Origin of the sequence: Pseudomonas sp. CBS (genome assembly GCF_024734645.1) — a bacterium.
GTDB lineage: Bacteria > Pseudomonadota > Gammaproteobacteria > Pseudomonadales > Pseudomonadaceae > Aquipseudomonas.
This window is the reverse complement of record NZ_CP102929.1, coordinates 1,992,125-2,015,854: the sequence shown is the minus strand read 5'-3', so window position 1 is coordinate 2,015,854 and position 23,730 is coordinate 1,992,125. Positions and strand designations below refer to the sequence as shown.

At 61.2% G+C, this 23,730-nt stretch carries 18 protein-coding genes; 9 read left to right on the top strand and 9 right to left on the bottom strand.

What is annotated here, in order from left to right; genetic code table 11:
• Positions 1 to 138 precede the first annotated feature (138 nt).
• The 3 genes from lon (at position 139) to NVB75_RS09000 (ending at position 5,059) form a co-directional block, all read left to right on the top strand.
• Positions 139 to 2,535, top strand: coding sequence for an endopeptidase La (gene lon / locus NVB75_RS09010; RefSeq protein WP_258346892.1), 2,397 nt, complete (start codon positions 139 to 141; stop codon positions 2,533 to 2,535).
• A gap of 146 nt (positions 2,536 to 2,681) precedes the next feature.
• Positions 2,682 to 2,954 carry an HU family DNA-binding protein gene (locus tag NVB75_RS09005; RefSeq protein WP_003174819.1) on the top strand — a complete coding sequence of 91 codons (273 nt, stop codon included), beginning with the start codon at positions 2,682 to 2,684 and terminating at the stop codon, positions 2,952 to 2,954.
• Between the two features lie 230 nt (positions 2,955 to 3,184).
• Complete coding sequence (locus NVB75_RS09000; RefSeq protein WP_258346891.1) at positions 3,185 to 5,059, top strand: SurA N-terminal domain-containing protein; 1,875 nt, start codon at positions 3,185 to 3,187, stop codon at positions 5,057 to 5,059.
• 90 nt (positions 5,060 to 5,149) lie between these two features.
• Here NVB75_RS09000 and nhaA read toward each other — a convergent pair whose 3' ends face one another.
• Together nhaA and NVB75_RS08990 are read right to left on the bottom strand one after the other, a co-directional pair.
• Positions 5,150 to 6,484, bottom strand: coding sequence for a Na+/H+ antiporter NhaA (nhaA, locus tag NVB75_RS08995; protein ID WP_258346890.1), 1,335 nt, complete (start codon positions 6,482 to 6,484; stop codon positions 5,150 to 5,152).
• Between the two features lie 115 nt (positions 6,485 to 6,599).
• On the bottom strand, positions 6,600 to 7,778 hold the full coding sequence (locus NVB75_RS08990) for an MFS transporter (protein ID WP_258346889.1): 1,179 nt from the start codon (positions 7,776 to 7,778) through the stop codon (positions 6,600 to 6,602).
• Positions 7,779 to 7,905: 127 nt separating this feature from the next.
• Here NVB75_RS08990 and NVB75_RS08985 point away from each other — a divergent pair, with 127 nt between their 5' ends.
• On the top strand, positions 7,906 to 8,805 hold the full coding sequence (locus NVB75_RS08985) for a LysR family transcriptional regulator (protein WP_258346888.1): 900 nt from the start codon (positions 7,906 to 7,908) through the stop codon (positions 8,803 to 8,805).
• Positions 8,806 to 8,894: 89 nt separating this feature from the next.
• Positions 8,895 to 9,746, top strand: coding sequence for a DUF2242 domain-containing protein (locus NVB75_RS08980; protein WP_258346887.1), 852 nt, complete (start codon positions 8,895 to 8,897; stop codon positions 9,744 to 9,746).
• Here the strand turns inward: NVB75_RS08980 and aceE are convergent, their stop codons facing one another.
• Entirely contained in the window at positions 9,747 to 12,416 is a 2,670-nt protein-coding gene (gene aceE / locus NVB75_RS08975) for a pyruvate dehydrogenase (acetyl-transferring), homodimeric type (RefSeq protein WP_258346886.1), read from the bottom strand. It abuts the gene before it with no gap.
• 146 nt (positions 12,417 to 12,562) lie between these two features.
• Here aceE and NVB75_RS08970 point away from each other — a divergent pair, with 146 nt between their 5' ends.
• Complete coding sequence (locus NVB75_RS08970; RefSeq protein WP_258346885.1) at positions 12,563 to 13,033, top strand: MarR family winged helix-turn-helix transcriptional regulator; 471 nt, start codon at positions 12,563 to 12,565, stop codon at positions 13,031 to 13,033.
• A 144-nt stretch (positions 13,034 to 13,177) separates the two neighbouring features.
• Here NVB75_RS08970 and NVB75_RS08965 read toward each other — a convergent pair whose 3' ends face one another.
• From NVB75_RS08965 to NVB75_RS08955, 3 genes are all read right to left on the bottom strand, one after another.
• Positions 13,178 to 14,197: a pyruvate dehydrogenase gene (locus tag NVB75_RS08965; protein ID WP_258346884.1), complete on the bottom strand. Its 1,020-nt coding sequence runs from the start codon at positions 14,195 to 14,197 to the stop codon at positions 13,178 to 13,180.
• A 300-nt stretch (positions 14,198 to 14,497) separates the two neighbouring features.
• Complete coding sequence (locus NVB75_RS08960; RefSeq protein WP_258346883.1) at positions 14,498 to 15,532, bottom strand: AraC family transcriptional regulator; 1,035 nt, start codon at positions 15,530 to 15,532, stop codon at positions 14,498 to 14,500.
• 4 nt (positions 15,533 to 15,536) lie between these two features.
• Positions 15,537 to 16,667, bottom strand: coding sequence for a carbon-nitrogen hydrolase family protein (locus NVB75_RS08955; protein ID WP_258346882.1), 1,131 nt, complete (start codon positions 16,665 to 16,667; stop codon positions 15,537 to 15,539).
• A gap of 211 nt (positions 16,668 to 16,878) precedes the next feature.
• On the opposite strand from NVB75_RS08955, the gene NVB75_RS08950 reads away from it, so the two are divergent.
• Both NVB75_RS08950 and NVB75_RS08945 read left to right on the top strand, forming a co-directional pair.
• Positions 16,879 to 18,918 carry an NADPH-dependent 2,4-dienoyl-CoA reductase gene (locus NVB75_RS08950; protein WP_258346881.1) on the top strand — a complete coding sequence of 680 codons (2,040 nt, stop codon included), beginning with the start codon at positions 16,879 to 16,881 and terminating at the stop codon, positions 18,916 to 18,918.
• Positions 18,919 to 18,975: 57 nt separating this feature from the next.
• Positions 18,976 to 19,881, top strand: coding sequence for a 1-aminocyclopropane-1-carboxylate deaminase/D-cysteine desulfhydrase (locus tag NVB75_RS08945; protein WP_258346880.1), 906 nt, complete (start codon positions 18,976 to 18,978; stop codon positions 19,879 to 19,881).
• 86 nt (positions 19,882 to 19,967) lie between these two features.
• On the opposite strand, the gene NVB75_RS08940 is transcribed toward NVB75_RS08945, so the two are convergent.
• The 3 genes from NVB75_RS08940 to NVB75_RS08930 form a co-directional block, all read right to left on the bottom strand.
• On the bottom strand, positions 19,968 to 20,528 hold the full coding sequence (locus NVB75_RS08940) for a cytochrome b (protein ID WP_178903537.1): 561 nt from the start codon (positions 20,526 to 20,528) through the stop codon (positions 19,968 to 19,970).
• 122 nt (positions 20,529 to 20,650) lie between these two features.
• Positions 20,651 to 21,478, bottom strand: a complete 828-nt coding sequence (gene phnX / locus NVB75_RS08935; RefSeq protein ID WP_258346879.1) for a phosphonoacetaldehyde hydrolase — start codon at positions 21,476 to 21,478, stop codon at positions 20,651 to 20,653.
• 143 nt (positions 21,479 to 21,621) lie between these two features.
• Positions 21,622 to 22,731, bottom strand: a complete 1,110-nt coding sequence (locus NVB75_RS08930; RefSeq protein WP_258346878.1) for a 2-aminoethylphosphonate--pyruvate transaminase — start codon at positions 22,729 to 22,731, stop codon at positions 21,622 to 21,624.
• A gap of 112 nt (positions 22,732 to 22,843) precedes the next feature.
• Here NVB75_RS08930 and NVB75_RS08925 point away from each other — a divergent pair, with 112 nt between their 5' ends.
• Positions 22,844 to 23,701, top strand: coding sequence for a LysR substrate-binding domain-containing protein (locus tag NVB75_RS08925; protein ID WP_258346877.1), 858 nt, complete (start codon positions 22,844 to 22,846; stop codon positions 23,699 to 23,701).
• Positions 23,702 to 23,730: the final 29 nt, after the last annotated feature.

The following is a 23,730-nucleotide window of genomic DNA, read 5'->3' as shown; positions in this document are numbered from 1 at the left end:
GAGCTGTACAAAATAAAGGGGCCTTGACGGGCCCCTTTGTTTTTACTGCGTTTAACTGATGCCATTACGCTTGTTTTTTTTGCAGGCAGCCCCCATCTTGGTTTCAAGCTTACTTTCATCTGTCATAGAGGCGAAATCATGAAGACAACCATCGAATTGCCTCTCCTGCCGTTGCGTGATGTCGTCGTCTATCCGCACATGGTTATCCCGCTGTTCGTGGGGCGCGAGAAGTCTATCGAAGCCCTCGAGGCCGCGATGACGGGCGACAAGCAGATCCTGCTGCTGGCCCAGAGAAATCCTGCTGACGATGATCCGGGCGAAGATGCCCTGTATCGCGTCGGTACCGTTGCAACGGTCCTGCAACTGCTCAAGCTGCCTGATGGCACCGTCAAGGTGCTGGTGGAAGGCGAGCAGCGTGGTGCGGTCGAGCGCTTCATGGAAGTGGACGGCCACCTGCGTGCCGAAGTGACGCTGATCGACGAAGTCGACGCCCCTGAGCGCGAATCCGAAGTGTTCGTGCGCAGCCTGCTGTCCCAGTTCGAGCAATACGTGCAGCTGGGCAAGAAAGTTCCTGCAGAAGTCCTCTCTTCCCTCAACAGCATTGATGAGCCAAGCCGCCTGGTCGACACCATGGCCGCGCACATGGCGCTGAAAATCGAGCAGAAGCAGGACATTCTCGAAATCATCGATTTGTCGGCCAGGGTCGAACACGTCCTGGCGCTGCTGGATGCCGAAATCGACCTGCTGCAGGTCGAGAAGCGCATTCGCGGCCGTGTCAAAAAGCAAATGGAGCGCAGTCAGCGCGAGTACTACCTGAATGAGCAGATGAAGGCCATTCAGAAAGAGCTCGGCGACAGCGAGGAAGGCCATAACGAAATCGAAGAGCTGAAAAAGCGCATCGATGCCGCCGGCCTGCCGAAAGACGCATTGACCAAAGCCACTGCCGAGCTGAACAAGCTCAAGCAGATGTCGCCGATGTCGGCCGAAGCCACCGTGGTTCGCTCGTATATCGACTGGCTGGTGCAGGTGCCGTGGAAGGCCCAGACCAAGGTGCGCCTGGACCTGGCCCGCGCCGAAGATATTCTGGACGCCGATCACTACGGCCTCGAAGAAGTCAAAGAACGCATCCTCGAATACCTCGCCGTGCAAAAGCGCGTGAAGAAGATTCGCGGCCCGGTGTTGTGCCTGGTCGGTCCTCCTGGTGTGGGTAAAACCTCGCTGGCGGAGTCGATTGCTCACGCAACAAACCGTAAATTCGTACGCATGGCCTTGGGTGGCGTGCGGGATGAAGCGGAAATCCGTGGTCATCGCCGGACTTATATCGGTTCGATGCCAGGAAGATTGATTCAAAAGATGACAAAGGTGGGTGTGCGCAACCCGCTGTTCCTGCTCGATGAAATCGACAAAATGGGCAGCGACATGCGTGGCGATCCGGCCTCGGCTTTGCTGGAAGTGCTCGACCCCGAGCAGAACCACAATTTCAACGACCATTACCTGGAAGTCGACTACGACCTGTCCGACGTAATGTTCCTGTGCACCTCCAACTCGATGAATATTCCGCCAGCGTTGCTGGACCGGATGGAGGTGATTCGTCTGCCGGGTTACACCGAAGACGAGAAGATCAACATCGCTGTCAAATACCTCTCGCCCAAGCAGATTGCGGCCAACGGCCTGAAAAAAGGCGAGATCGAATTTGATGCCGACGCGATCCGCGACATCATTCGTTTCTACACCCGCGAGGCCGGTGTACGGGGGCTTGAGCGTCAACTGGCGAAGATCTGCCGCAAGGCCGTGAAGGAACATGCGCTGGAAAAACGCTTCTCGGTGAAGGTCACCGCTGACCTGTTGGAACACTTCCTGGGCGTGCGCAAATTCCGCTACGGCCTGGCTGAGCAGCAGGACCAGGTGGGTCAGGTCACTGGCCTGGCGTGGACTCAAGTGGGCGGCGAATTGCTGACCATCGAGGCCGCTGTTATCCCGGGCAAAGGGCAACTGATCAAGACCGGTTCCCTGGGTGATGTGATGGTCGAATCCATCACTGCCGCGCAGACCGTGGTGCGCAGCCGCGCCAAGAGCCTGGGGATTCCCCTGGACTTCCACGAGAAGCACGACACCCACATCCACATGCCGGAAGGGGCGACCCCGAAAGACGGCCCTAGCGCAGGCGTAGGCATGTGCACGGCACTGGTATCAGCCCTGACCGGCATTCCGGTGCGCGCGGATGTCGCCATGACCGGGGAAATCACCCTGCGTGGTCAGGTACTGGCCATTGGTGGCCTCAAAGAGAAATTGCTGGCTGCACACCGCGGTGGTATCAAGACCGTGATCATTCCTGAAGAGAATGTTCGCGACTTGAAGGAGATTCCTGACAATATCAAGCAGGATCTGCAGATTAAACCGGTTAAATGGATTGACGAGGTCCTGCAAATTGCGCTGCAATACGCGCCGGAGCCCTTGCCGGATGTGGCTCCGGAGATAGTTGCAAAGGATGAAAAACGCGAGTCTGACTCTAAGGAAAGAATTAGCACGCATTAATACGTTTAAGCCTGGGGGCTTCCTTGACAGCTTTTTAGAGCCCTTGTTATAAAGCGGCTCTTAAGTGTCTGTAGGCCATTCAGCACTGGTTTTTGCTTTCACCAAAAAACTTAGAATCATACTCAATAGATAAAAGGGGACTTAGAGTGAACAAGTCGGAACTGATTGATGCTATCGCTGCATCTGCTGATATCCCGAAAGCCGCTGCTGGCCGTGCGCTGGACGCAGTAATCGAATCCGTCACTGGCGCTCTCAAGGCCGGCGACTCTGTGGTACTGGTTGGTTTCGGTACTTTCTCTGTGACCGATCGCCCAGCTCGCACTGGTCGTAACCCACAGACTGGCAAGGCTCTGCAAATCGCCGCTGCCAAAAAACCAGGTTTCAAAGCCGGTAAAGCCCTGAAAGAAGCCGTTAACTAAGCTTCGCTCAAGCCTTACCCATCCGGGTCGGACGCAGGTCTGACCTGGCAGCGGAGCGGCAGCTGACCCAAGTATCCATCGGGTCGCCACGCCGGGGGTGTGGGTTCAAACCCCCGTCCGCTCCGCCAGTTACGAGAAGGCGCATCCTCGGATGCGCCTTTCTTCTATCCGGACTCTACCCACGCTCCACGGTTGCCTAATTTTGAAGTTCAACCGTTTCTGGGGGACGCATGCTGCAGAATATCAGGGACAATTCACAAGGCTGGATTGCCAAAACTATTATCGGGATCATCGTCGCATTGATGGCGTTCACCGGTATCGAGGCTATTTTTCAGGCTTCGACCAACAACAAGCAGGACGTGGCCAAGGTCAACGGTGAGGAAATCACCCAAAGCGAACTGGGCCAGGCCGTCGACATGCAACGTCGCCAGCTGATGCAACAGCTGGGCAAGGACTTCGATGCTTCCTTGCTGGACGAAAAGCTGTTGCGCGACGCCGCTCTCAAAAGCCTGATCGACCGCAAGCTGCTGCTGCAAGGCGCTGCCGATTCGAAATTCGCTTTCTCCGAAGCTGCGCTGGATCAAGTGATCCTGCAGACGCCGGAATTCCAGGTGGATGGCCAGTTCAACGCTGAGCGTTTCGACCAGGTGATCCGTCAGCTGGGCTACAGCCGTATGCAATTCCGTCAGATGCTGAGCCAGGAAATGCTGATCGGCCAGGTTCGTGCGGGTATTGCCGGCAGCGGTTTTGTGACTGATGCCGAAGTGCTCGCTTTCGCCCGTCTGGAAAAACAGACCCGCGATTTCGCCACCGTCAGCGTCAAGGCCGACCCTGCGGCAGTGAAGATCACTGACGACGAGGTCAAGGCTTACTACGACCAGCACGCCAAAGAGTTCATGACCCCGGACCAGGTGGTCATCGACTATCTGGAGCTGAAGAAGGCTTCCTTCTTCGACCAGGTCGCGGTCAAGGACGATGAGCTGCAAGCCCTCTATCAGAAAGAAACAGCCAACCTCGCTGAACAGCGTCGCGCGGCGCACATCCTGATTGAAGTCAACGACAAGACCACTGACGAGCAGGCCAAGGCCAAGATCGAAGAGATCCAGGCACGCCTGGCCAAAGGCGAGAAGTTCGAAGCCCTGGCCAAAGAGTTCTCCCAGGATCCAGGTTCTGCGAACAACGGCGGTGACCTCGGTTTCGCCGGCCCTGGCGTCTACGACCCTGCCTTTGAAACAGCGCTGTATGCGTTGAACAAGGACCAGGTCTCGGCACCGGTGCGTTCGAGCTTCGGCTGGCACCTGATCAAGCTGTTGGGCGTTGAAGCACCAGAAGTGCCATCGTTCGCCAGCCTGAAAGACAAGCTGACCCGCGAGCTCAAGACCCAGCAGGTTGAACAGCGTTTCGTCGACGCGACCAAGCAACTGGAAGACGCTGCATTCGAAGCTTCCGACCTGGCTCAGCCGGCGTCGGACCTGAAGCTGACCGTGCACACCTCCGCGCCGTTTGGCCGTGAAGGTGGCGAAGGCATTGCTGCCAACCGTGCCGTGGTGACCGCTGCATTCAGCCCTGAAGTACTGGATGAAGGTGCCAACAGCACCGCCATCGAGCTGGATCCGGAAACCATCGTGGTGCTGCGTGCCAAAGAGCACCTGAAGCCTACCCAGCTGCCGCTGGAAAGCGTTGCCACGGCCATCCGTGCCCAGTTGACCAAGGAGCGCGCAAGCGCTGCGGCGAAGACTCACGCGGACGAGCTGATTGCCAACCTGCGTGATGGCAAGACACCGCTGAACCAGCCGGTGGATGGCCAGGCCTGGAAAGTCACCGAAGCGGCCACTCGTGGCCAGGAAGGCGTCGAGCCAGCCGTGCTGCAAGCCCTGTTCCGCATGCCAAAGCCTGCGGCCAAGGACAAGCCGACCTTCACCAGCGTGACCCTGCCAGACGGTAGCCTGGTGATCGTGCGCTTGAACGCGGTCAACGAAGCCGCTGCCCCGACCGATGACGAGAAGGCTCAGTACCGCCGCTTCCTCGCTTCGCGTATCGGTCAGCAAGACTTCGCTGCCTATCGCAAGCAGCTGGAAACCAAGGCTGAGATCAAGAAGTTCTGATCGCGTTACTGCCTGAATAAAAAGACCCCGGCCTGAAGAGACCGGGGTCTTTTTTTATCCACTAATCAGCTGACTCAACCAGCCGTTGATTCAACGCGCAAACTTGAACGTGCCCCAACTCAGGCCAATCACAGCCGCCAGGGTCGAAGCGCTCAGCACACTCAGCTTGGCAGCCGACAGCAGCGTCGGATCGGAGAAGGCCAGCGACGAGATGAAAATCGACATGGTGAAACCAATTCCCGCCAGCAGGCCCACCAGGGCGACGCCGTTCCAGGTCACGCCCTCCGGCAGTTTGCAGATATTCAGTTTGACCAGCACGAAACTCGCCAGCATCACCCCCAGCGGCTTGCCGAGCACCAACGCCAGGATGACCCCCATGAACACACCGTGGGGCAGCGGGTCGTCCAGGTTGAACCCTTGCAGGCTCACCCCCGCGTTGGCCAGGGCAAACAGTGGCATGACGCCGAAGGCCACCCATGGGTGTAACCCGGCTTGAATCCGCTGCACCGGCGGCAACATTTCCCGTTGGGCCTGTCTCAACTGCTTCAATGGTTTGGCGACCTGATGGGCACTTTCTGATGGATGCGAAAGCCGGTCCATCAGTTCGTTAAATGTGCGTCCGATGGTGTCCAGAGGGCGTTCCCGAGTCGGTCTGGAAGTCACGGGCGTTATCAGGCCAAGCATTACGCCCGCGAGCGTCGGATGGACGCCGGTCTTGAGCAGGCCAAACCAGACAATCGCCCCTGGCAACAGGTACACAACGGCCTTGCCGATGCCCATCCGCTGGAAAATCAGCACCAGCGCCAACCCACAGGCCGCGATCACCAGGCCCATGTAGTCAAGGCTTGCGGTGTAGAAGATCGCGATGATCAGGATGGCGACGATGTCATCAATGATCGCCAGCGCCAGGAGCAAGATGCGCACGCCAGCCGGAATCGATTTACCCAGCAGCGCCAGCACGCCTACGGCAAACGCGATGTCGGTAGCGGTGGGCACGGCCCAGCCGCTGGCCGCTTCGGTGCCATGATTGAGCAGGGTGTAAATCAGGGCCGGCATCAGCACGCCACCCAGCGCAGCGCCCAAGGGCAGGGTAGCGAGTTTCAGGTTGGCGAGTGCGCCGTCCCTGATCTCCTGGCGAATCTCGGCGCCCACCACCAGGAAGAAGATGGTCATCAACCCGTCGTTCACCAGGAAGTGCAACGAGCGCGAGACCGTGAAGTCTCCCAACCCGATAGTGAGTGGGGTATTCCAGAAGTGTTCGTAGGAATCGGCGACCGGGCTGTTGGCCCAGATCAGCGCGACAATCGCCGCCAGCAGCAACACGATGCCGCTGACGGCCTCAATGCGTGAAAACCGCTCCAACGCAGACAGGGCGCCTTCGACCAAAACCTGGGGGCGAGGAATAGCAGGGTGTTTATCAGGCACGACAAGTCTCCATTGGCGGCCCGACCAATGCTTATCCTTTAACCTGCGCTGTGCCGTATGCAGCAGCGCACCCAGGGCGATCATAAGAGTTAAGAAACATCACGTCACGTTTCGTTTAGACATCGGTTAAACGCAACGTTGCCATCAGAGCCAGCACGACCAACGCAGCGACCGCCCATGGAAACGATGTCACTCCCCAACCTTGCAGCAACATGCCGCCGAGCAGCCCTCCGCCGGCGATGCCCAGGTTCCATACTGTCACCAACATCGACTGCGCGGCATCGGCTGAATCCCCGGCCGATTTGGCCAGCGCCGTTTGCAGCAATGCCGGTAGGCCGCCAAACGCCAGCCCCCATAACGCTACCGTGGTGTAGATCACGGCCGGCGAGCTAATCCAGAACGCCAGCGCCAATGCTGACAGTGCGAACATCCCGCAACTGAGCACCAACAAGGCCCGCAGCCGTTGATCAATCAGCGCGCCGACCATCCAGATGCCCAGCAGTGCTGCCAGGCCAAACACCAGCAGTACCTGATCAATGTCCGCTGCCATCCCGGCGGGTACCAGGAACGGCGCGATATAGGTGTAGAGAATGTTATGGGCCAGCACGTAGGTGAAGGTCACAAACAGCACCGGACGAATCCCCGGCAGTGCCAGAACCTGACGCAGTCCCAGGCGTTTTTCCGCTCGCTGCCCGGCAAAGTCCGGGACCTGCCAGCGCACCCAGGCCAGCAGCACAACCGTCAAGCCGGTCATGATCGCAAAGCTCAGGCGCCAGCCTACCGTGGTGCCCAGGAATGTCCCGGCTGGCACGCCGAGTGACAGCGCCAATGGCGCGCCGAGCATGGCCACGGCAATTGCCCGGCCTTGCAAGTGCGGTGCGACCATGCGGCTGGCGTAACCGGCGAGCAGCGCCCAAAGCAATCCCGCGAACACCCCGGCGAAGAACCTCGCCACCAGGGTCAGCAGGTAATCGCTGGAAAACGCCGTCACACTGTTGACCAAGGCAAACCCGCCGATGGCAATCATCAGCAACGGCCGCCTGCGCCAGCCCCGGGTGGCGATGGTCAGGGGAATCGCGGCCAGCAGCGAACCAAGGGCGTAAAGGGTCACCAACTGGCCCACCAAGGCGTCGGACACCCCGAGGCCGGCGCCCATTTGCGGGAGCAGGCCCGCTGGCATGGCTTCGGTGAGGATGGTGATGAAGCCGGCGGTAGCCAATGCCAGCAGGCCGCCCAGGGGCAGGCGTTCACGGCTGGCCGAAAGGGGCGGGGAAGGTAAGGCGCTGTCGCTCATGGTGGGTGGCTCCGGTGTTCAGATGTAAGGGCAGGGAGCCAGAGTAGGGTGCTGCACGCTGGAGAAAAACAGGCTAAGGTTCCGAACTTATCGGACGCCAACGTCCGCAATCCTTGGGAGCGGGACGATGGACAGCCTCGGCAGTATTTCAGTGTTTGTGCAGGTGGCGGAAACCCGCAGCTTTACCGAGGCCGGGCGTCTGCTGGGGGTGTCGTCCTCGGCGATTGGCAAAAGCATCGCACGCATCGAAGAGCGCCTGGGTGTGCGGCTGTTCCATCGCAGCACCCGCAGTATCACGTTGACCAGCGAGGGCGCGCTGTTTCTCGAACGCTCCCGACGGATCCTGGCCGAAGTCGAGGCCGCAGAACAGGAACTGAGTCAGGCATCCGCCACACCCAGAGGCAAGCTGCGTGTGAGCCTGCCCCAAGTGCGCGGCCTGTTGATGCCGGTGCTGACGGATTTCATGCGGGCCTATCCCGAGATCGAGCTGGATGTGGACTTCTCCGACCGCATGGTGGACGTGATCGAGGAAGGCTTCGACGCGGTGATCCGCACCGGCAAACCCGAGGACTCACGCTTGATGGCGCGCCACCTCGGGTATTACCGTCTGGTGCTGGTGGCGTCCCCGGAATACCTGCGCTCGCATGGCACGCCGCGTCAGCCTCGGGACTTGAACGACCACGCCTGCCTGCGCCACAAGTTCTGCGCCACCGGCAAGCTGGAAGCCTGGCCATTGCGCCCCGAACCCGGCTTGCCGGAGCCGGTCCTGCGTGCGCCGCTGGTCTCCACCACCATCGAATCGTTGATGCATGTGGCCCATGCAGGCCTGGGGATTGCCTGCCTGCCGGACTTCATGGTCCGCGAATCGGTGGAGCAGGGCCGGTTGCAGCGGGTGCTGGACTATTACCTGGAACACAGCGGCAGTTTCTGGATGCTCTGGCCATCAAGTCGCCATGCCTCGGCGAAATTGCGCGTGTTTATCGACCATATGGGCGAGCGGCTTTTTCCTGCAGACACCGTCCCGTAAGGCTGTGACGTTTTACCGACAGGAATTCGCGCGCCAAGGCCACGTTCTGTTGCACAATACCGCCCTGACTGTTTTCTTCAGGATTTTCGATGTCGACATCATTTCACTTGCGTAGCCTCGGGTTGGCGCTGGTGCTGGCGGGCGCTGCGGGCTGCTCGTCACCCAAGACCGCTATTTATGAACATGAGAATTTCGACGACTCCGGTACGTTTTCCCGTGATTACCCGGTCAGTGACACCGCTGCCTGCGAAGCGGCGCGGCGTGCGCTGTTGAGCCAGGGTTACATCATTACCAGCAGCGATCCAAAGCTGGTGGCGGGTAACAAGAGCTTCCAGCAGACCGGCGAAACTCACCTGCAGATCAGCTTCAACGTGGTCTGTGCCGACGATGGCAGTGGTAATCATCACTCGACGATGTTCGCCAACGCCTTGCAGGACCGCTACGCGCTGAAGAAGGTCAACAACTCCGCCAGTCTCGGTGTGGGTGTGTTGGGTTCGGTATCGATGCCGATTGGCTCCACCGATGATTCGATGGTCAAGGTGGCCAGCGAGACGGTGTCTGCGCCAAAGTTCTATGAGCGTTATTTCGCGCTGGTGGATGTTTTCCTGCCCCAGGAAGTGAAAAAGGCTGCGCACATTCCAGAGAAGCCCAAGGCTGACCTGGGCATTCCGGAACCAAAGGCAGCTCCGGCGGCCGATAAGGTTGAGGCGCCTAAGGAATCCCCGAAAGAAGTGCCGAAAGATGCACCAGCCACACCAGCCACACCGGCAGCCCCGGTGACGCCGGCGGTGGAGCCTGCGGCATCGGAGCCGGTTGTACCGCCGGCAGAACCAGCGCCGATTGCTCCCAAGGAAACCCCGGCACCAGCGCCAGAGGCAACCACCCCGACGCTGCCGGCGCCGACCGAAGCGATTCCGCCCCTGCCGACGCCTGCGCAGTAACTACACCGCTACGGGGTTGGCCTTGTCGACGTTGATCCCGTAGCGGCTGATCGCCTCCGCCACCTTGGCGCGGCTGATCAGGCCGTCATCCGCCAGCGCCTTCAAGGCCGCCAGTGCAATGAAGTAACGGTCCACCTCAAAGAACTCGCGCAAGGTTTCGCGGGTATCCGATTGTCCGAAGCCATCAGTGCCCAGCGCGACAAAGCGCCGGCCTGGCACGAACGGGCGGATCTGGTCGGCAAAAATTTTCATGTAGTCGGTGGCGACCACCACGGGCCCGGCCTGGCCCTCCAGGCACTGCTCGACATAGCTGGTACGCGGTTCGCTTTCCGGGTGCAGCAGGTTCCAGCGTTCCACGGCATGGCCTTCCCGGCGCAGCTCGGTGAGGCTGGTGACGCTCCACACGTCGCTGGCCACGGCGAAGTCATCCCGCAGCAAATCAGCAGCGGCGATGACCTCCCGCAGGATCGAACCGCTGCCCATCAGCTGTACCCGTGGTTGCGCGGTGTCTTCAGCCGCCTTCAACCGATACATGCCCTTGAGAATCCCATCCTCGACACCGTCGGGCATCGCCGGGTGCGGGTAGTTTTCGTTGAGCAGGGTGATGTAGTAGTAGATGTCCTCTTGCTCGACATACATCCGGCGCATGCCCTCGCGAATGATCACTGCCAGCTCGAAGGCGAAGGTCGGGTCGTAGGAAATGCAGCACGGGATCACCGACGACAGCACATGGCTATGGCCATCGTCATGCTGCAGGCCTTCGCCCATCAGTGTGGTGCGCCCGGCGGTCGCTCCCAGCAGGAAGCCCCGCGCCCGCGCATCGCCCGCGGCCCAGGCCAGGTCGCCCACTCGCTGGAAGCCGAACATCGAATAGAAGATGTAGAACGGAACGGTCATCAACCCGTGGTTGGCGTAGGACGTACTCGCAGCAATCCATGAGGAAATGGCGCCGGATTCATTCAGGCCTTCCTGCATGATCTGTCCGTCCTTGCTTTCCTTGTAGTAGGAAAGCTGACCGGCATCCTGTGGGGTGTAGAGCTGGCCGACCGCGGAGTGAATGCCGATCTGGCGGAACAGGCTTTCCATGCCGAAGGTGCGGGACTCGTCCGGCACGATGGGCACGATCAACTTGCCCAGGTTCGGGTCCTTGAGCAGCGTGCCGAGGATGCGCACGAAGGCCATGGTGGTGGAAATCGCGCGCTCGCCAGTGTCCTTGAGTTGGGTGGCGAAGGCGTCCAGTTCGGGGATCTTCAACGACTCGACCGCGCTGTGGCGAGCCGGTACGTAACCCCCCAGCGACTGGCGGCGAGCCGCGAAATAGCGTGCTTCTTCGCTGTCGGCGGCCGGTTTGAGATACGGGATTTCGGCCAGTTGGTCGTCGGCCACTTCCAGCCCGAAGCGATCGCGGAAGGCTTTGACGGCTTCAGCGCCCATCTTTTTCAACTGGTGGTTGATGTTCTGGCCTTCGCCGGCCTCGCCCATGCCGAAGCCCTTGACAGTTTTCGCGAGGATCACCGTCGGCTGGCCACTGTGGCGGACGGCGGCGGCGTAGGCGTTGTAGACCTTGTCCGGGTCATGGCCGCCCCGTGAGAGTTTCCAGATATCGTCGTCGGACATGTCCGCCACCAGCGCAAGCAACTCCGGGTATTTGCCGAAGAAGTGTTCCCGCACGTAGGCGCCGTTTTGCGATTTGTAGTTCTGATAGTCGCCGTCCACACATTCCATCATGCGCTGGCGCAGCAAGCCGCTTTTGTCCTTTTCCAGCAGCGCATCCCAGCCGCCACCCCAGATCACCTTGATCACGTTCCAGCCGGCGGCGCGGTACAGGCTTTCGAATTCCTGGATCACCTTCGCATTGCCGCGCACCGGACCATCGAGGCGTTGCAGGTTGCAGTTGACCACGAAGATCAGGTTGTCGAGTTTCTCGCGCCCGGCCAGGGAAATGGCCGCCAGGGATTCCGGCTGATCCATCTCGCCATCACCGAGGAACGCCCACACCTTGCGGCCCTGGTGTTGCTTGAGGTCGCGGAACTCGAGGTAGCGCATGAAGCGCGCCTGGTAGGCGGCGGTGATCGGTCCGAGACCCATGGACACCGTAGGAAACTGCCAGAAGTCCGGCATGAGGCGAGGGTGTGGATAGGACGATAAACCGTCGCCACCGGCCTCCCGACGAAAGTTGTCCAATTGTGCTTCGCTGATTCGGCCTTCGAGGTACGCCCGCCCGTAAATGCCCGGTGCCGAGTGGCCCTGGATGTACACCAGGTCGCCATCGAAGCTGTCAGTTCGGCCACGGAAGAAATGGTCGAAGCCTACGTCATACAGCACGGCAGCCGACGCGTAGGTCGCGATATGCCCACCCACGCCGGAATGTTTGCCGGCGCGCAGCACCATGGCCATCGCGTTCCAGCGGATAAACGCATTCAGCCGGCGCTCGGTGGCCAGGTTGCCGGGGTAGGACAACTGGCGGTCTACCGGGATGGTGTTGACGTAGGGCGTGGTCACCCGCCCGTAGAAGTCGCCATGCCGCGCCACGTCGAAATCCAGCAACTGATCAATCAGGTAATGCGCACGCGGGCGGCCTTCGGTGGTCAGCACCGATTCGATGGACTCCAGCCATTCGCGGGTTTCCTGTGGATCGTCGTCGAGGCGTACTGCAGTGTTCGGGGTCATGTCAGGCTCCAGGGTGGACGGGTTTCAGCGTGTGGGCTCCTTGTGGGAGCTTTGCGAATGTAGTTGCAATTGCAACTACATGACTGAATCTAGCGCGGGATGAGCTACTATTGCAACCTTCTTGAAATTCCCCGGATTGGTGTTACATGTCGTCGAAAGAGCCTGATGTCTGGTTCCGTTTTGTTCGGGCCCACAGGACGGTCATCCGTGAAATCGAACGGCGCCTGGCCGATGCCGGTCTGCCGCCGTATGCCTGGTACGACGCTTTGTGGGGCCTGGAAAGTGGCCCCGATGGCACCCGGCGCATGCACGAATTGGCCGATGTACTGGCCATCGAGCGCTACAACCTGACGCGCCTGGTGGACCGTTTGGAAAAGGACGGCCTGGTGGTGCGTTCGCGCTCCGACGGTGATGGGCGTGCAGCCTTTGTCTCAATCACCGACGCGGGGCGGGTGTTGCGCAAAAAGATGTGGAAAATCTACGAAAGCAGTGTGGAAGAGTTGTTTTTGTCGCAGCTCGACAGCGAGCAGCGCCGGGGCTTTGCCGAGGCGCTGGAGCGCACGGCGGGGCTGGCGGTGGAGGCGGGCGTGCAGACCCGTGGAAGGCGTAAGCCCTGAAGCAAAGACTCCAGGCGACGACGATCCAGTGTGGGAGCGGGCTTGCTCGCGAAAGCGATGTGTCAGCAAAAGGAATATCAGCAGATACACCGCCTTCGCGAGCAAGCCCGCTCCCACATTTGATCTGTGATGGATGACAGATCGTCATTTCAGGTGATATCGATGCAGGGCGGCTTCTACCTGTTCTACTTCGATAAGGCCGTCGTCCGCCAACGCCTTCAATGCCAGCACCGCTACCCAATATCGACTGGGTGGTGACGTTTCCACCGACCCCGCGCCCAACGCTACAAACCGCGCATCCACATGCCCCGCCAACTGATCAACGATCGGCTGCGGATACCCGGTAACCGCGACCACCGGCGCGCCATCCCCAGCCAGGCAATCCCGTAGATGACAACTGCGCTTCGGTGCCAACGGGTGCAGGCGATTCCAGCGTTGCGCCGCCTCCGCCTCGCGGGCCAGCCGTGTGTAGCTGGGGCAGCTCCACAGTTGTGCCTCGACGTTCCAGTCCGTTTCGAGCAACTGCGCGGCGTGCACGACTTCTTCAAACGCTCGACCCGCACCCAGCAACCGCACCCTCAATTCACTCGTGTATGAGCGCCGGACCCGGTACATGCCCCTGAGCGCATGGTCACGATCCTGCGGGCTCGGCCCTGGCCCGTCGTGTTGATCGTGCAGTGCCAGGTAATAAAACCCCGGCTCGCCGTCGACATACAGCGCCTGCAAACCCGCCAGTACAATCGCCCGGGCTTCCTCGCCGGAGGCCGGGTCATAAGGTGTGCAGTGGGGATTGCTGGCCAACCACAAGGGCAATGAAGGGGAAGGCCCGGTTTCATTGTCGTTGCACAAGATGCCCCGCTGGCGGGTCTCGCTGGACAATGCGCGCAACTGCGCCGATGAGGCGGCCGTGTGCAGGTACAACATGGGCTTTTCCCCGGTGTTGCGCGCAAACCAGGTGGGCCAGCTCATCGCCCGGCGCGAGCGCGACTGGCCGCGAATCACCCACGCCTGCCGGCTGGACTCCAGGGTGTTGGCCATGGTCATCACGCTATACAGCGGCGAACAGCGGGGCTGCTGCATTGCATTCAGGGCGTCGATACAGATCAGGGCAGAGCGTTCGGTGCTGGCAGTCATGAGCAGGGTCGCTTGGCAACGGGTGCCCATACCCTAATGGAATTCCGCTTGTGATTGCAATTGCAATGATTGCAGTTGCATCTAAAATTCATCCGGCTAAATCAACCCAACACTGCTACGTTTAATCTTGAAGTGCAGGAACGTCATGCCACGGACATTTTTTCGTCATGGCGGCACTTTAGGCTGGTTGTGCAGGTCATTAAGCAACCCCTTTTCATAAAACAAGGAGTCAACCATGGACGATTACCAGGAAGAACTGTTGGAGTACCAGGCCTTTGAACTGGATCCGCTGGATCCGACCGATGATGCCACCGAGCTGTAAGACAGACGTCAGGCGGAATGCCGCTGACTGCGGCGAAATTCCCCTGGGGTCTGGCTGTTCCAGCGTTTGAAGGCGCGTTGAAAGGCTTCTGCTGAAGCAAAGCCGAGCAAATAGGCAATTTCACCGAACGCCAGTTCGGTATCGCGAATGTAGGTCATGGCCAGGTCGCGGCGAGTGTCATTGAGAATCGCCCGGAACTGAGTCCCTTCTTCCGCCAGCTTGCGCCGCAAGGTCCAGGTCGGCAGTTTCAAGCGTGACGCCACTTCTTCCAGGTCGGGTTCCCGGCCACCATTGAGCATCGGCCCGAGCAACCGGGTAATGCGCTCGCGCAGGCTGCGGGTGCGCGTCAACTGCTCCAGTTCCCGTTCACACAATTGCACCAGTAATTGCCAGGTACTCGGGCAATGTTCCGGGTTGCGCATGGCCAGGGTTTGCTGGCTCAGGCGCAGTTGGTTGTGGTCGGCGCCAAACTGGATCGGGCAGTCTCCCAGCACGCTGTAGCGCTCGCTGTAGTCCGGTGCTTCGAATTCGATTTCGATGCGTTGCGCCTGCACCGGTTGCAGGCTCAGGCTCGACAACTGATGCAGCCACCCGGCGATGATCGAATCCACCACAAAGCGGTTGTAGGCGTTGTAGGGGCTGATGGAATAGAAGCGCAACCAGGCGCCATCCGTGTCCTCGTGAAAGCTCGACTGGCCACGATAGTTGGAGCCGTACAACGCTTCGAAGCGTGTCAGGGTGCGGGCGGCTTCGCGCACGGTGGGGGCCTGGGCGGCGGTGACACCGGCGAGGCCGGCCTGGCTCAAGCGGCTGAGCTGGCCCATGCGCAGGCCCAGGCTAGGGTCGCCGGTCAGCTGGATGGCGGCGTGGCCCAGGCGCATATAGCGCGGGATCGACAAGCGTGCACCGGCCTCGGCCAAGCGGGCCGGGTCGAGGCCGTATTGCAGCAGCAACGGTTGCGGGTCCAGGCCATGGCTGTGGATCGCATCGGCCAAGGTGTGGACGAAGCCCACCGACAAATCCCCAAGCCGCACCGGTTTCATCGTGTTACAGCCACACGTTCAGCAGGCGCGCGCCACGGGCATTGCCGTCGGCGAACACCTGGCCGTTGCTGCTGAGGAAGCTTTGCCCGGCGCTGCCCATGTCAAAGAACTGCCCGCGCAGGAACACGCTCATGCCGGCGGTGGCCTGGCTGATGGGTTGTTGGCTGATCAGGGTCAGGCGGTGCCAGGCTTCGCCTTCGCTGAGTTCTTCGGGCTTGAGGCTGATTTCCGGCGGCGTCGACACGCTTTTGAAGCCGCGCCACGGCTTGTCCCAAGTCTCGCGGCCAATCACGAAGGCCGGGACGGCCACCAACTGGGCGCCTTGCTCGTTGAGCTTGCGGTAATTGTCCGGGTACCAACTGTCGCTGCCGATCAGGATGCCCAGGCGCCCGGCCGGGGTTTCGACCACGCTGACGCTGTTTTCGTCGCCCGGCTCAATAAAACCGCGCTCATCGAAAATCGGGTACAGCTGGCGTTGCGGCTGGCCCACTGCCAAGCCATCACGGTCGAATACCACGCTGGTGTTGTACAGCGCACCATGGCCGATCTGCAGTTGGCCCTGGCTGACGCTCGGGTTGGGCAGAGCAATGGAGCCGGCCACCAGGGTCACGCCGAACTCCTTGGCCAGGCCGCCGAACAGCACTTGATAGTCGCGGGCCATGGCCGGGGCTTTCATGCGCAGGTAGGCGTCGTCGATGCGGTCATCACCCTTGGCGCTGATCAGTGCCCGCAGGAACAACAAGGGGTTGCTCGCCGACAGCCAGTTCATCGCTTCCTTGAGGTTGGTGGCCTGATACAGCTCGTTCTTTTCGCCACTGACCATCAGCCAGGTGCCGATATGTTCCGGCAGCACCACGATGGTTTTGTCGTTGATCAAGCCCTGGTCGCGGGCCTTTTGCAGATAGGCCGCCAGCTTCAGGTGCAGGCGTTCCAGGCTCTGGTAGTCGGCGGGGAACAGTTCCGGCTGGATGCCCAGCAGGTTGCCGCGGTCGGCGGGCACGCCTTGGTCGACGGCCAGGTTGATCCGCAGGTCGGACAGGTAATGGCCCACGGGGCGCTCCTGGGTCCAGACCAGATAGGCGGAAACGGCGGCGACCAGGGCCATGATGAGGGTGAAGCCAAGAAGTTTACGCATGGGAAAAAGACAACGGACCGGGTGCAGGGTTCGGTACCTAGGGTAGGGCTCATGTACGCGGTTGCCAAGGGGCGCTGCGCATTTGGATCAATAACTTGTCAGTTACAGTCATTGAGCGGCAACCGGCAGCCTCTTAGTCTGTGGGACATAAACCGATGGAGTGCCATTCGAGCGCTCCACGTCCCGTGATGATCCGTTGTGGAGCTGTACCATGACCGCTGCTGCCTACCCGCACCTGCTGGCCCCGTTGGACCTGGGTTTCACCACCCTGCGTAACCGCACCCTGATGGGCTCGATGCACACCGGCCTTGAAGAGAAACCCGGCGGCTTTGAGCGCATGGCGGCTTATTTTGCCGAGCGCGCCCGTGGCGGCGTGGGCCTGATGGTCACCGGCGGCATTGGCCCGAACGATGAAGGCGGGGTGTATGGCGGTGCGGCCAAGCTGACCACCGACGAAGAAGCGCAGAAGCACAAGATCGTCACGAAAGCGGTGCACGAGGCCGGCGGCAAGATCTGCATGCAGATCCTCCACGCCGGGCGTTATGCCTATAGCCCGAAACAGGTCGCGCCAAGCGCAATCCAGGCGCCGATCAACCCTTTCAAGCCCAAAGAACTGGACGAAGAAGGCATCGAAAAGCAGATCAGCGATTTCGTCACCTGTTCACTGCTGGCCCAGGTCGCCGAGTACGACGGCGTGGAAATCATGGGCTCCGAAGGCTACTTCATTAACCAGTTCCTCGCGGCCCACACCAACCACCGCACCGACCGTTGGGGTGGCAGCTACGAAAACCGCATGCGCCTGCCGGTGGAAATCGTGCGCCGGGTGCGGGAAGCCGTAGGCCCGAATTTCATCATTATCTTCCGCCTGTCGATGCTCGACCTGGTGGAAGGCGGCAGCACCTGGGAAGAAATCGTGCAGTTGGCCAAGGCCATCGAGCAGGCGGGTGCAACCATCATCAACACCGGCATCGGCTGGCACGAAGCGCGCATCCCGACCATCGCCACCAAGGTGCCGCGCGGCGCGTTCAGCAAGGTCACCGCCAAGTTGCGCGGTGCGGTGCAGATTCCGTTGATCACCACCAACCGGATCAACACCCCGGAAATTGCCGAGCAGATCCTGGCTGAAGGCGATGCCGACATGGTCTCGATGGCCCGCCCATTCCTCGCCGACCCGGACTTCGTCAACAAGGCCGCCGAAGGCCGCGCCGATGAAATCAACACCTGCATCGGCTGCAACCAGGCGTGCCTGGACCACACCTTCGGCGGCAAGCTGACCACCTGCCTGGTCAACCCGCGTGCGTGCTACGAGACCGAGCTCAACTACCTGCCGGTCAAGCAGATCAAGAAAATCGCTGTGGTGGGTGCCGGTCCTGCGGGCCTGGCGGCCGCCACCGTTGCCGCCGAGCGCGGGCATCAGGTGACGCTGTTTGATTCGGCCAGCGAGATCGGCGGCCAGTTCAACATCGCCAAGCGCGTGCCGGGCAAAGAAGAGTTTTTCGAGACCCTGCGCTACTTCAAACGCAAGTTGCAGACCACCCACGTCGAGCTGTGCCTGAACACTCGGGTCGACGTTGAGCAGCTCGTTGCGGGCGGCTACGACGAGATCATTCTCGCCACCGGCATCGCGCCGCGCACGCCGGCTATCCCGGGCGTGGAAAATGCCAAGGTGCTGAGCTACCTGGACGTGATCCTGGAGCGCAAGCCGGTGGGCCATCGCGTGGCGGTGATCGGTGCCGGCGGTATCGGGTTTGACGTGTCGGAATTCCTCGTGCACCAGGGCGTGTCCACCAGCCTGGACCGCGAGGCGTTCTGGAAAGAGTGGGGCATCGACACCCAGCTTGAAGCCCGCGGCGGTGTGGCCGGGATCAAGCCCGAGTGCCATGCGCCGGCGCGTGAAGTGTTCCTGCTGCAGCGCAAGACGTCCAAGGTCGGCGACGGCCTGGGCAAGACCACCGGCTGGATTCATCGCACCGGCCTGAAGAACAAACAGGTGCAGATGCTCAACAGCGTCGAGTACCTGAAGATCGATGACGAAGGCCTGCATATCCGCATTGGCGCCGAGGGTGAACCGCAGGTGCTGGCGGTGGACAATATCGTCATCTGTGCCGGCCAGGACCCGCTGCGGGAACTGCAGGATGGCCTGGTCGCAGCCGGGCAGAACGTGCACCTGATCGGCGGTGCGGACGTGGCGGCCGAGCTGGATGCCAAGCGCGCCATCAACCAGGGTTCGCGCCTGGCGGCCGAGCTGTAAACACGCAAAAGGGGCGGTGGTAGACTACCGCCCCTTTTCTTGTGCAGAACCGCCCTTATGGGTCCTTTCGACTGGCTTCCCCACGCGCCCCTTGAACCCCTGAAGCTGGACTGGATGGGGCCGGTGGAAGTCGCCGTGCTGCGCCTGGATCGCATCGACCCGCTGATCAGCGGCAACAAGTGGTTCAAGCTCACCGAACACCTGGCGCAAGGCCGGGCGGCGGGTGCCAGCGGGATCATCAGCCTGGGCGGGGCTTACTCCAATCATTTGCATGCACTGGCGGCGGCCGGGAAACGCTTCGGCTTTCCTACCGTTGGCTTGCTGCGTGGCCATCCACAAGACACGCCCACGGTGCTCGACCTCAAGGCCTTCGGCATGCAGCTGCATTGGCTGGGGTATGGCGGCTATCGCGCGCGCAATGAGCCGGACTTCTGGCTGCCCTGGCGCAAGCAGTACCCGCATCTGCACCCGGTGCCTGAAGGCGGTGGTGGATTGGCCGGTGCCTTGGGCTGCGGGGTGCTGGTCAGTCAGGCGCAGGCGCAGTTAGGCGGCCTGGGCTGGGCGGACTATCACGGTTGGTGGCTGGCAGCAGGCACCGGCACCACGCTGGCGGGATTGGTGCTGGCCGAGGCGGGCGCGCATCCGGTGTATGGCGCGCTGGCGGTGCCCGACGACCATGGGGTAGCGCAGCAGGTACACACGCTTGTGCAGGAGGGTTATGAATTGCTGGAGGCCAGCCGGGGCGGCTTTGCCAAGGTTGATCCCGAGTTGCTGGCCTTTATCGACACCACCGAGCAAGCCTGTGGCCTGCCCCTGGAGCCGCTGTACACCGGCAAGGCGTTATTGGCATTGAAGCAGCAGATTGAAGCCGGGAGATTTTCCCCCGGCACCCGCCTGATCTTCGTCCACACCGGTGGCCTGCAGGGCCGCCGGGGATTCCCTGTAGGAGCTGTCGAGCTTTAGCGAGGCTGCGATGCAGGCGCTGCGGTCTGGCAGGTACTGCGCGGTGATCCCATCGCAGCCTCGCTGGGGCTCGACAGCTCCCACGGTTACTGAAGGTTCCCTCTCTTGCCGGGCATCATCCGCAACGCAGTGTTGTCGCGCAGCACATAGTGATGGGCCAACCCGGCCAACGCATGCAGCCCGATCAGCCAGTAACCGACCTTGCCGAACAGCACATGCCAGCTTTCAATCTCCTTGGCCAACGCCTTGTTTTCGGCAATCAGCGGTGGCAGCTCGATGCCGTAGAACATCACCGAATGTCCCTCGGCGCTGACGATCAGCCAGCCGGCGATGGGCATGCCGATCATCAAGGCATACAGCGCCATGTGCATCAGGGTAGCCAGGAAGGATTGCCATTGCGGCGGGGCCGGCACGATCTTCGGCGCCACCCCCAGGCTGCGGGCGAACAACCGTAGCCATACCAGCACAAACACCGTCAGGCCGAACATGAAGTGCATTTCCACGATCAACGTACGTGCGCCGCTGCCTTTGGGAAACTGCCCGCGTAACTCAATGCAGGCGTAGACCACCGCCAGCAGCACCACCATCAGCCAGTGCAACGCAATCGACATGGTGCTGTAACGCGTATCGGAATTTTTCCAGGGCATCGCTTTCTTCCTCACTCATCAGGGCAAACCTCCGTTCTTTGCGACGGAGTCCTTTCAATGTAAGCCTGTTTTACGAGGTTTGCCCGTGAGAGGAGGGTGTATAGGCGATCTTTTGATCTCGATCAGTTGCCCTGCGGCATTTCACCCCGTGCCAGGCGCTGGTTGATGTCGGCGATCACCGCAGGCAGGTCGGTGATGGTGTCGATCATGTAGTGCGGGCGCGAGCCTTCGAACATGGCCTCGATGCGCGTGCGTTCGCTGGCGAGTGTGCCGGCGTCCAGGGCGCGGAACTGCTCGTAGGTCAGGCCCAGGGCGTTGCCCGAACAGGTCAGCGCCACGGTCCACATTCCGGCGCGACGGCCTTCGAGAATGCCCGGCACGGTGTCGTCGATCTTCACGCAGGCCGCGACATCATCAATTCCGAGGGCGATCACGTTGGCCAGGGCCTGGGCTGGCCATGGGCGGCCGTTGGGTACTTCGTCGGTGGCGACCACGTGGTCGGCGACGTAGCCGTTGGTGGCGGCCAGTTCGACGACTTTGTCCATCACCTGCTTGGGGTAGCCGGAGCACGAGCCGATCTTGATCCCTTGCTTGCGCAGGTTGGCGATGGTCTCCAGGGCGCCGGGGATCAACGCCGAGTGCTCGGCGATTTTCTCGATCTGCAGCGGCATGAAGCGCTGGTAGATGGCGGTCACGTCATCGTCAGTCGGTGTGCGGCCAAAGGCCTTGCGATAGCGCTCGGCCACTTGCGGCTGGTCACACAAGGTGCGGATGTGGTCCCACTTGCCCATGCCCATCGGGCCACGGGCTTCTTCGATGGAAACCTGCACGTCGAATTCAGCGAAGGCTTCGACAAAAATCTGCGTGGGGGCGAACGAGCCGAAATCGACCACGGTACCGGCCCAGTCGAGGATCGCGGCTTGAAGCTGGGTGGGGTTTGCGTAGTTCATGGTTCAGATCCTGTTTAAAGGGGATTTATGTAGGCGTGCGCTTGCTCGCGAAGGTCGTTAACGATGACGCTGGCATGCTGGATGAGCGCGGCGCCCTCGGGTTTTTCGCGAGCAAGCTCGCTCCTACAGGGGGCAATTCAGTCTTATATGTCGAGCACGTTCATTTCTTGCAGCACCTCGGCCACCGCGGCGACGGCGGCTTGCATCTCGGCCTGATTTACATGGCCGATGCAGCCCACGCGGAAGGTTTCCACCTGGGTCAATTTGCCCGGATACAGAATGAAACCCTTGGCCTTGACCCGTTCGTAAAACTCTTTGAACTGGTAGCGCGGATCTTTCGGCGCATGGAAGGTAACGATGATCGGCGCCTGGATCGCGGCAGGCAGAAAGCTGCGCAGGCCCAGCTCGGCCATGCCGTCCAGCAGCGCCTGGCAGTTGTTGGCGTAGCGCTGGTGCCGGGCGGGCAGGCCGCCTTCTTCGTTGTATTGCAGCAGCGCTTCGTGCAGCGCAGCCACCACGTGGGTTGGCGGAGTGAAGCGCCACTGGCCGGTCTTGGCCATGTAGCTGTGCTGGTCGAACAGGTCCATCGCCAGGGAATGGCTGTTGCCTTGGGCAGCGGCCAGCGCCTGCTTTTCAGCGAACACAAAACCCATCCCCGGTACGCCTTCCAGGCACTTGCCGGAGGCGGCGATCAGTGCGTCGAATGGCACCTCGCGGGCGTCGATCGGCAGCGCGCCGAAGGAACTCATGGCGTCGATGATCAGGCGCTTGCCGTGGCGGGCGATAACCTGGGCGATCTCGGGCAGCGGGTTGAGAATCCCGGTGCTGGTTTCGCAATGGATCAGTGCGACGTGGGTGATGCCCTTGTCGGCGTGCAACAGGCGGTCGACGTCGGCGGCGGTGGTGGGTTCGTCTTCGGCGGTTTCAAAGGTACTGAACTCGCGGCCGAGCACTTCGCAAATCTTCGCCAGGCGTTTGCCGTAGGCGCCGTTGATCAGCACCAGCACCTTGCCGTCCCGTGGCACGAGGGTGCCGATGGCCGCTTCCACGGCAAAGGTGCCGCTGCCTTGCAACGGCACGCAATGGTGGCTGGCGGTGCCGTTGACGATCACCAGCAGCTGCTCGCAGAGGCTGGCGGTCAGTTGGTTGAAGCGGTCATCCCATGAACCCCAGTCGACCATCATGGCCTGGCGGGTGCGGGCCGAGGTGGTCAAGGGCCCGGGGGTCAGCAGGATCGGCGCGGCAGTGCTCATTCGTGTGTCCTCACAAAACAATGGGATGAACTTACGGCGCCTAAATTGCAGTTTGGCTTGTCATCAATCAAATTGTTTGTTGTTATGCGAGCTATCAGTGAGGCCGATAGCTATGAACCTGTTTCAACTGCGTGCGTTTGATGCGGTGGCCCGCGAGGGCAGTTTTACCCGGGCGGCCGAGCGCCTGTTCATCAGCCAGCCGGCGGTGACCGGGCATATCAAGGCGCTGGAGGAGCACTACCAGATTGCCCTGCTGCGGCGTACCGCGCGGCGGGTGGAGTTGACCGAGGAGGGCACCAAGCTGGCGGCGATCACCCGGGCGATCTTCGGCCTGGTGGAGGAGGCGCAGACCTTGCTGGAGGCCAACCGGCAACTGCTCACCGGGCGCCTGGAAGTGGCGGCGGACGGGCCGCACATGGTCATGCCGATGTTGGCCAGCCTGCGGCAGCGGTATCCGGGGATCACCGTCAATTTGCGCCTGGGCAACGCTCAGGAAACCCTCTCGGCGCTGTTGTCGGAACGCGCCGATGTGGCGGTGTTGACGGAGGTGGAGCCGCGCAAGGGTTTGCATTTGCAGCCGTTGATCGAGTCCCGGATTTGCGCGTTGGTGCCTGCCGGCCATCCGTGGTTGGCGGAGCCTGCGGGGATTCGGTTGGAGCAGTTGGATCAGGTGATCATGGTGTTGCGTGAGCCCAGCTCAATCACCCGGCGCACCTTTGACGATGCCTGCGCCCAGGCCGGGGTGCAGCCTAAGGTGTTGCTGGAGCTGGACAGCCGTGAGGCGGTGACGGAAGCAGTGGCGGCGGAATTGGGGGTTGGGGTGGTGTCGTCGATGGAGGTCAGTCGGGACCCGCGGGTGCATGCGATTCCGATCCAGGGTGAGGGGCTGGTGAACCGGCATGTGATCGGGTGCATGGAGCGGCGGCGGGAGTTGCGGTTGATTCAGGCGTTTTTCGAGTTGGCGCCTTAGAGGGTGTTGGCTCAAGGTCTAGTTGGCCC

Coding starts and splice junctions, on each gene's coding strand:
- NVB75_RS08990 (WP_258346889.1), bottom strand. CDS start 7,778: ATGAGCGACAGCGCCTTACCTTCCCCGCCCCTTTCGGCCAGCCGTGAA.
- aceE (WP_258346886.1), bottom strand. CDS start 12,416: ATGACCCCGAACACTGCAGTACGCCTCGACGACGATCCACAGGAAACC.
- NVB75_RS08965 (WP_258346884.1), bottom strand. CDS start 14,197: ATGGGCACCCGTTGCCAAGCGACCCTGCTCATGACTGCCAGCACCGAA.
- NVB75_RS08960 (WP_258346883.1), bottom strand. CDS start 15,532: ATGAAACCGGTGCGGCTTGGGGATTTGTCGGTGGGCTTCGTCCACACC.
- NVB75_RS08945 (WP_258346880.1), top strand. CDS start 18,976: ATGGGTCCTTTCGACTGGCTTCCCCACGCGCCCCTTGAACCCCTGAAG.
- NVB75_RS08980 (WP_258346887.1), top strand. CDS start 8,895: ATGTCGACATCATTTCACTTGCGTAGCCTCGGGTTGGCGCTGGTGCTG.
- lon (WP_258346892.1), top strand. CDS start 139: ATGAAGACAACCATCGAATTGCCTCTCCTGCCGTTGCGTGATGTCGTC.
- NVB75_RS08955 (WP_258346882.1), bottom strand. CDS start 16,667: ATGCGTAAACTTCTTGGCTTCACCCTCATCATGGCCCTGGTCGCCGCC.
- NVB75_RS08930 (WP_258346878.1), bottom strand. CDS start 22,731: ATGAGCACTGCCGCGCCGATCCTGCTGACCCCCGGGCCCTTGACCACC.
- NVB75_RS08950 (WP_258346881.1), top strand. CDS start 16,879: ATGACCGCTGCTGCCTACCCGCACCTGCTGGCCCCGTTGGACCTGGGT.
- NVB75_RS08970 (WP_258346885.1), top strand. CDS start 12,563: ATGTCGTCGAAAGAGCCTGATGTCTGGTTCCGTTTTGTTCGGGCCCAC.
- phnX (WP_258346879.1), bottom strand. CDS start 21,478: ATGAACTACGCAAACCCCACCCAGCTTCAAGCCGCGATCCTCGACTGG.
- NVB75_RS08985 (WP_258346888.1), top strand. CDS start 7,906: ATGGACAGCCTCGGCAGTATTTCAGTGTTTGTGCAGGTGGCGGAAACC.
- NVB75_RS09000 (WP_258346891.1), top strand. CDS start 3,185: ATGCTGCAGAATATCAGGGACAATTCACAAGGCTGGATTGCCAAAACT.
- NVB75_RS08940 (WP_178903537.1), bottom strand. CDS start 20,528: ATGCCCTGGAAAAATTCCGATACGCGTTACAGCACCATGTCGATTGCG.
- NVB75_RS08925 (WP_258346877.1), top strand. CDS start 22,844: ATGAACCTGTTTCAACTGCGTGCGTTTGATGCGGTGGCCCGCGAGGGC.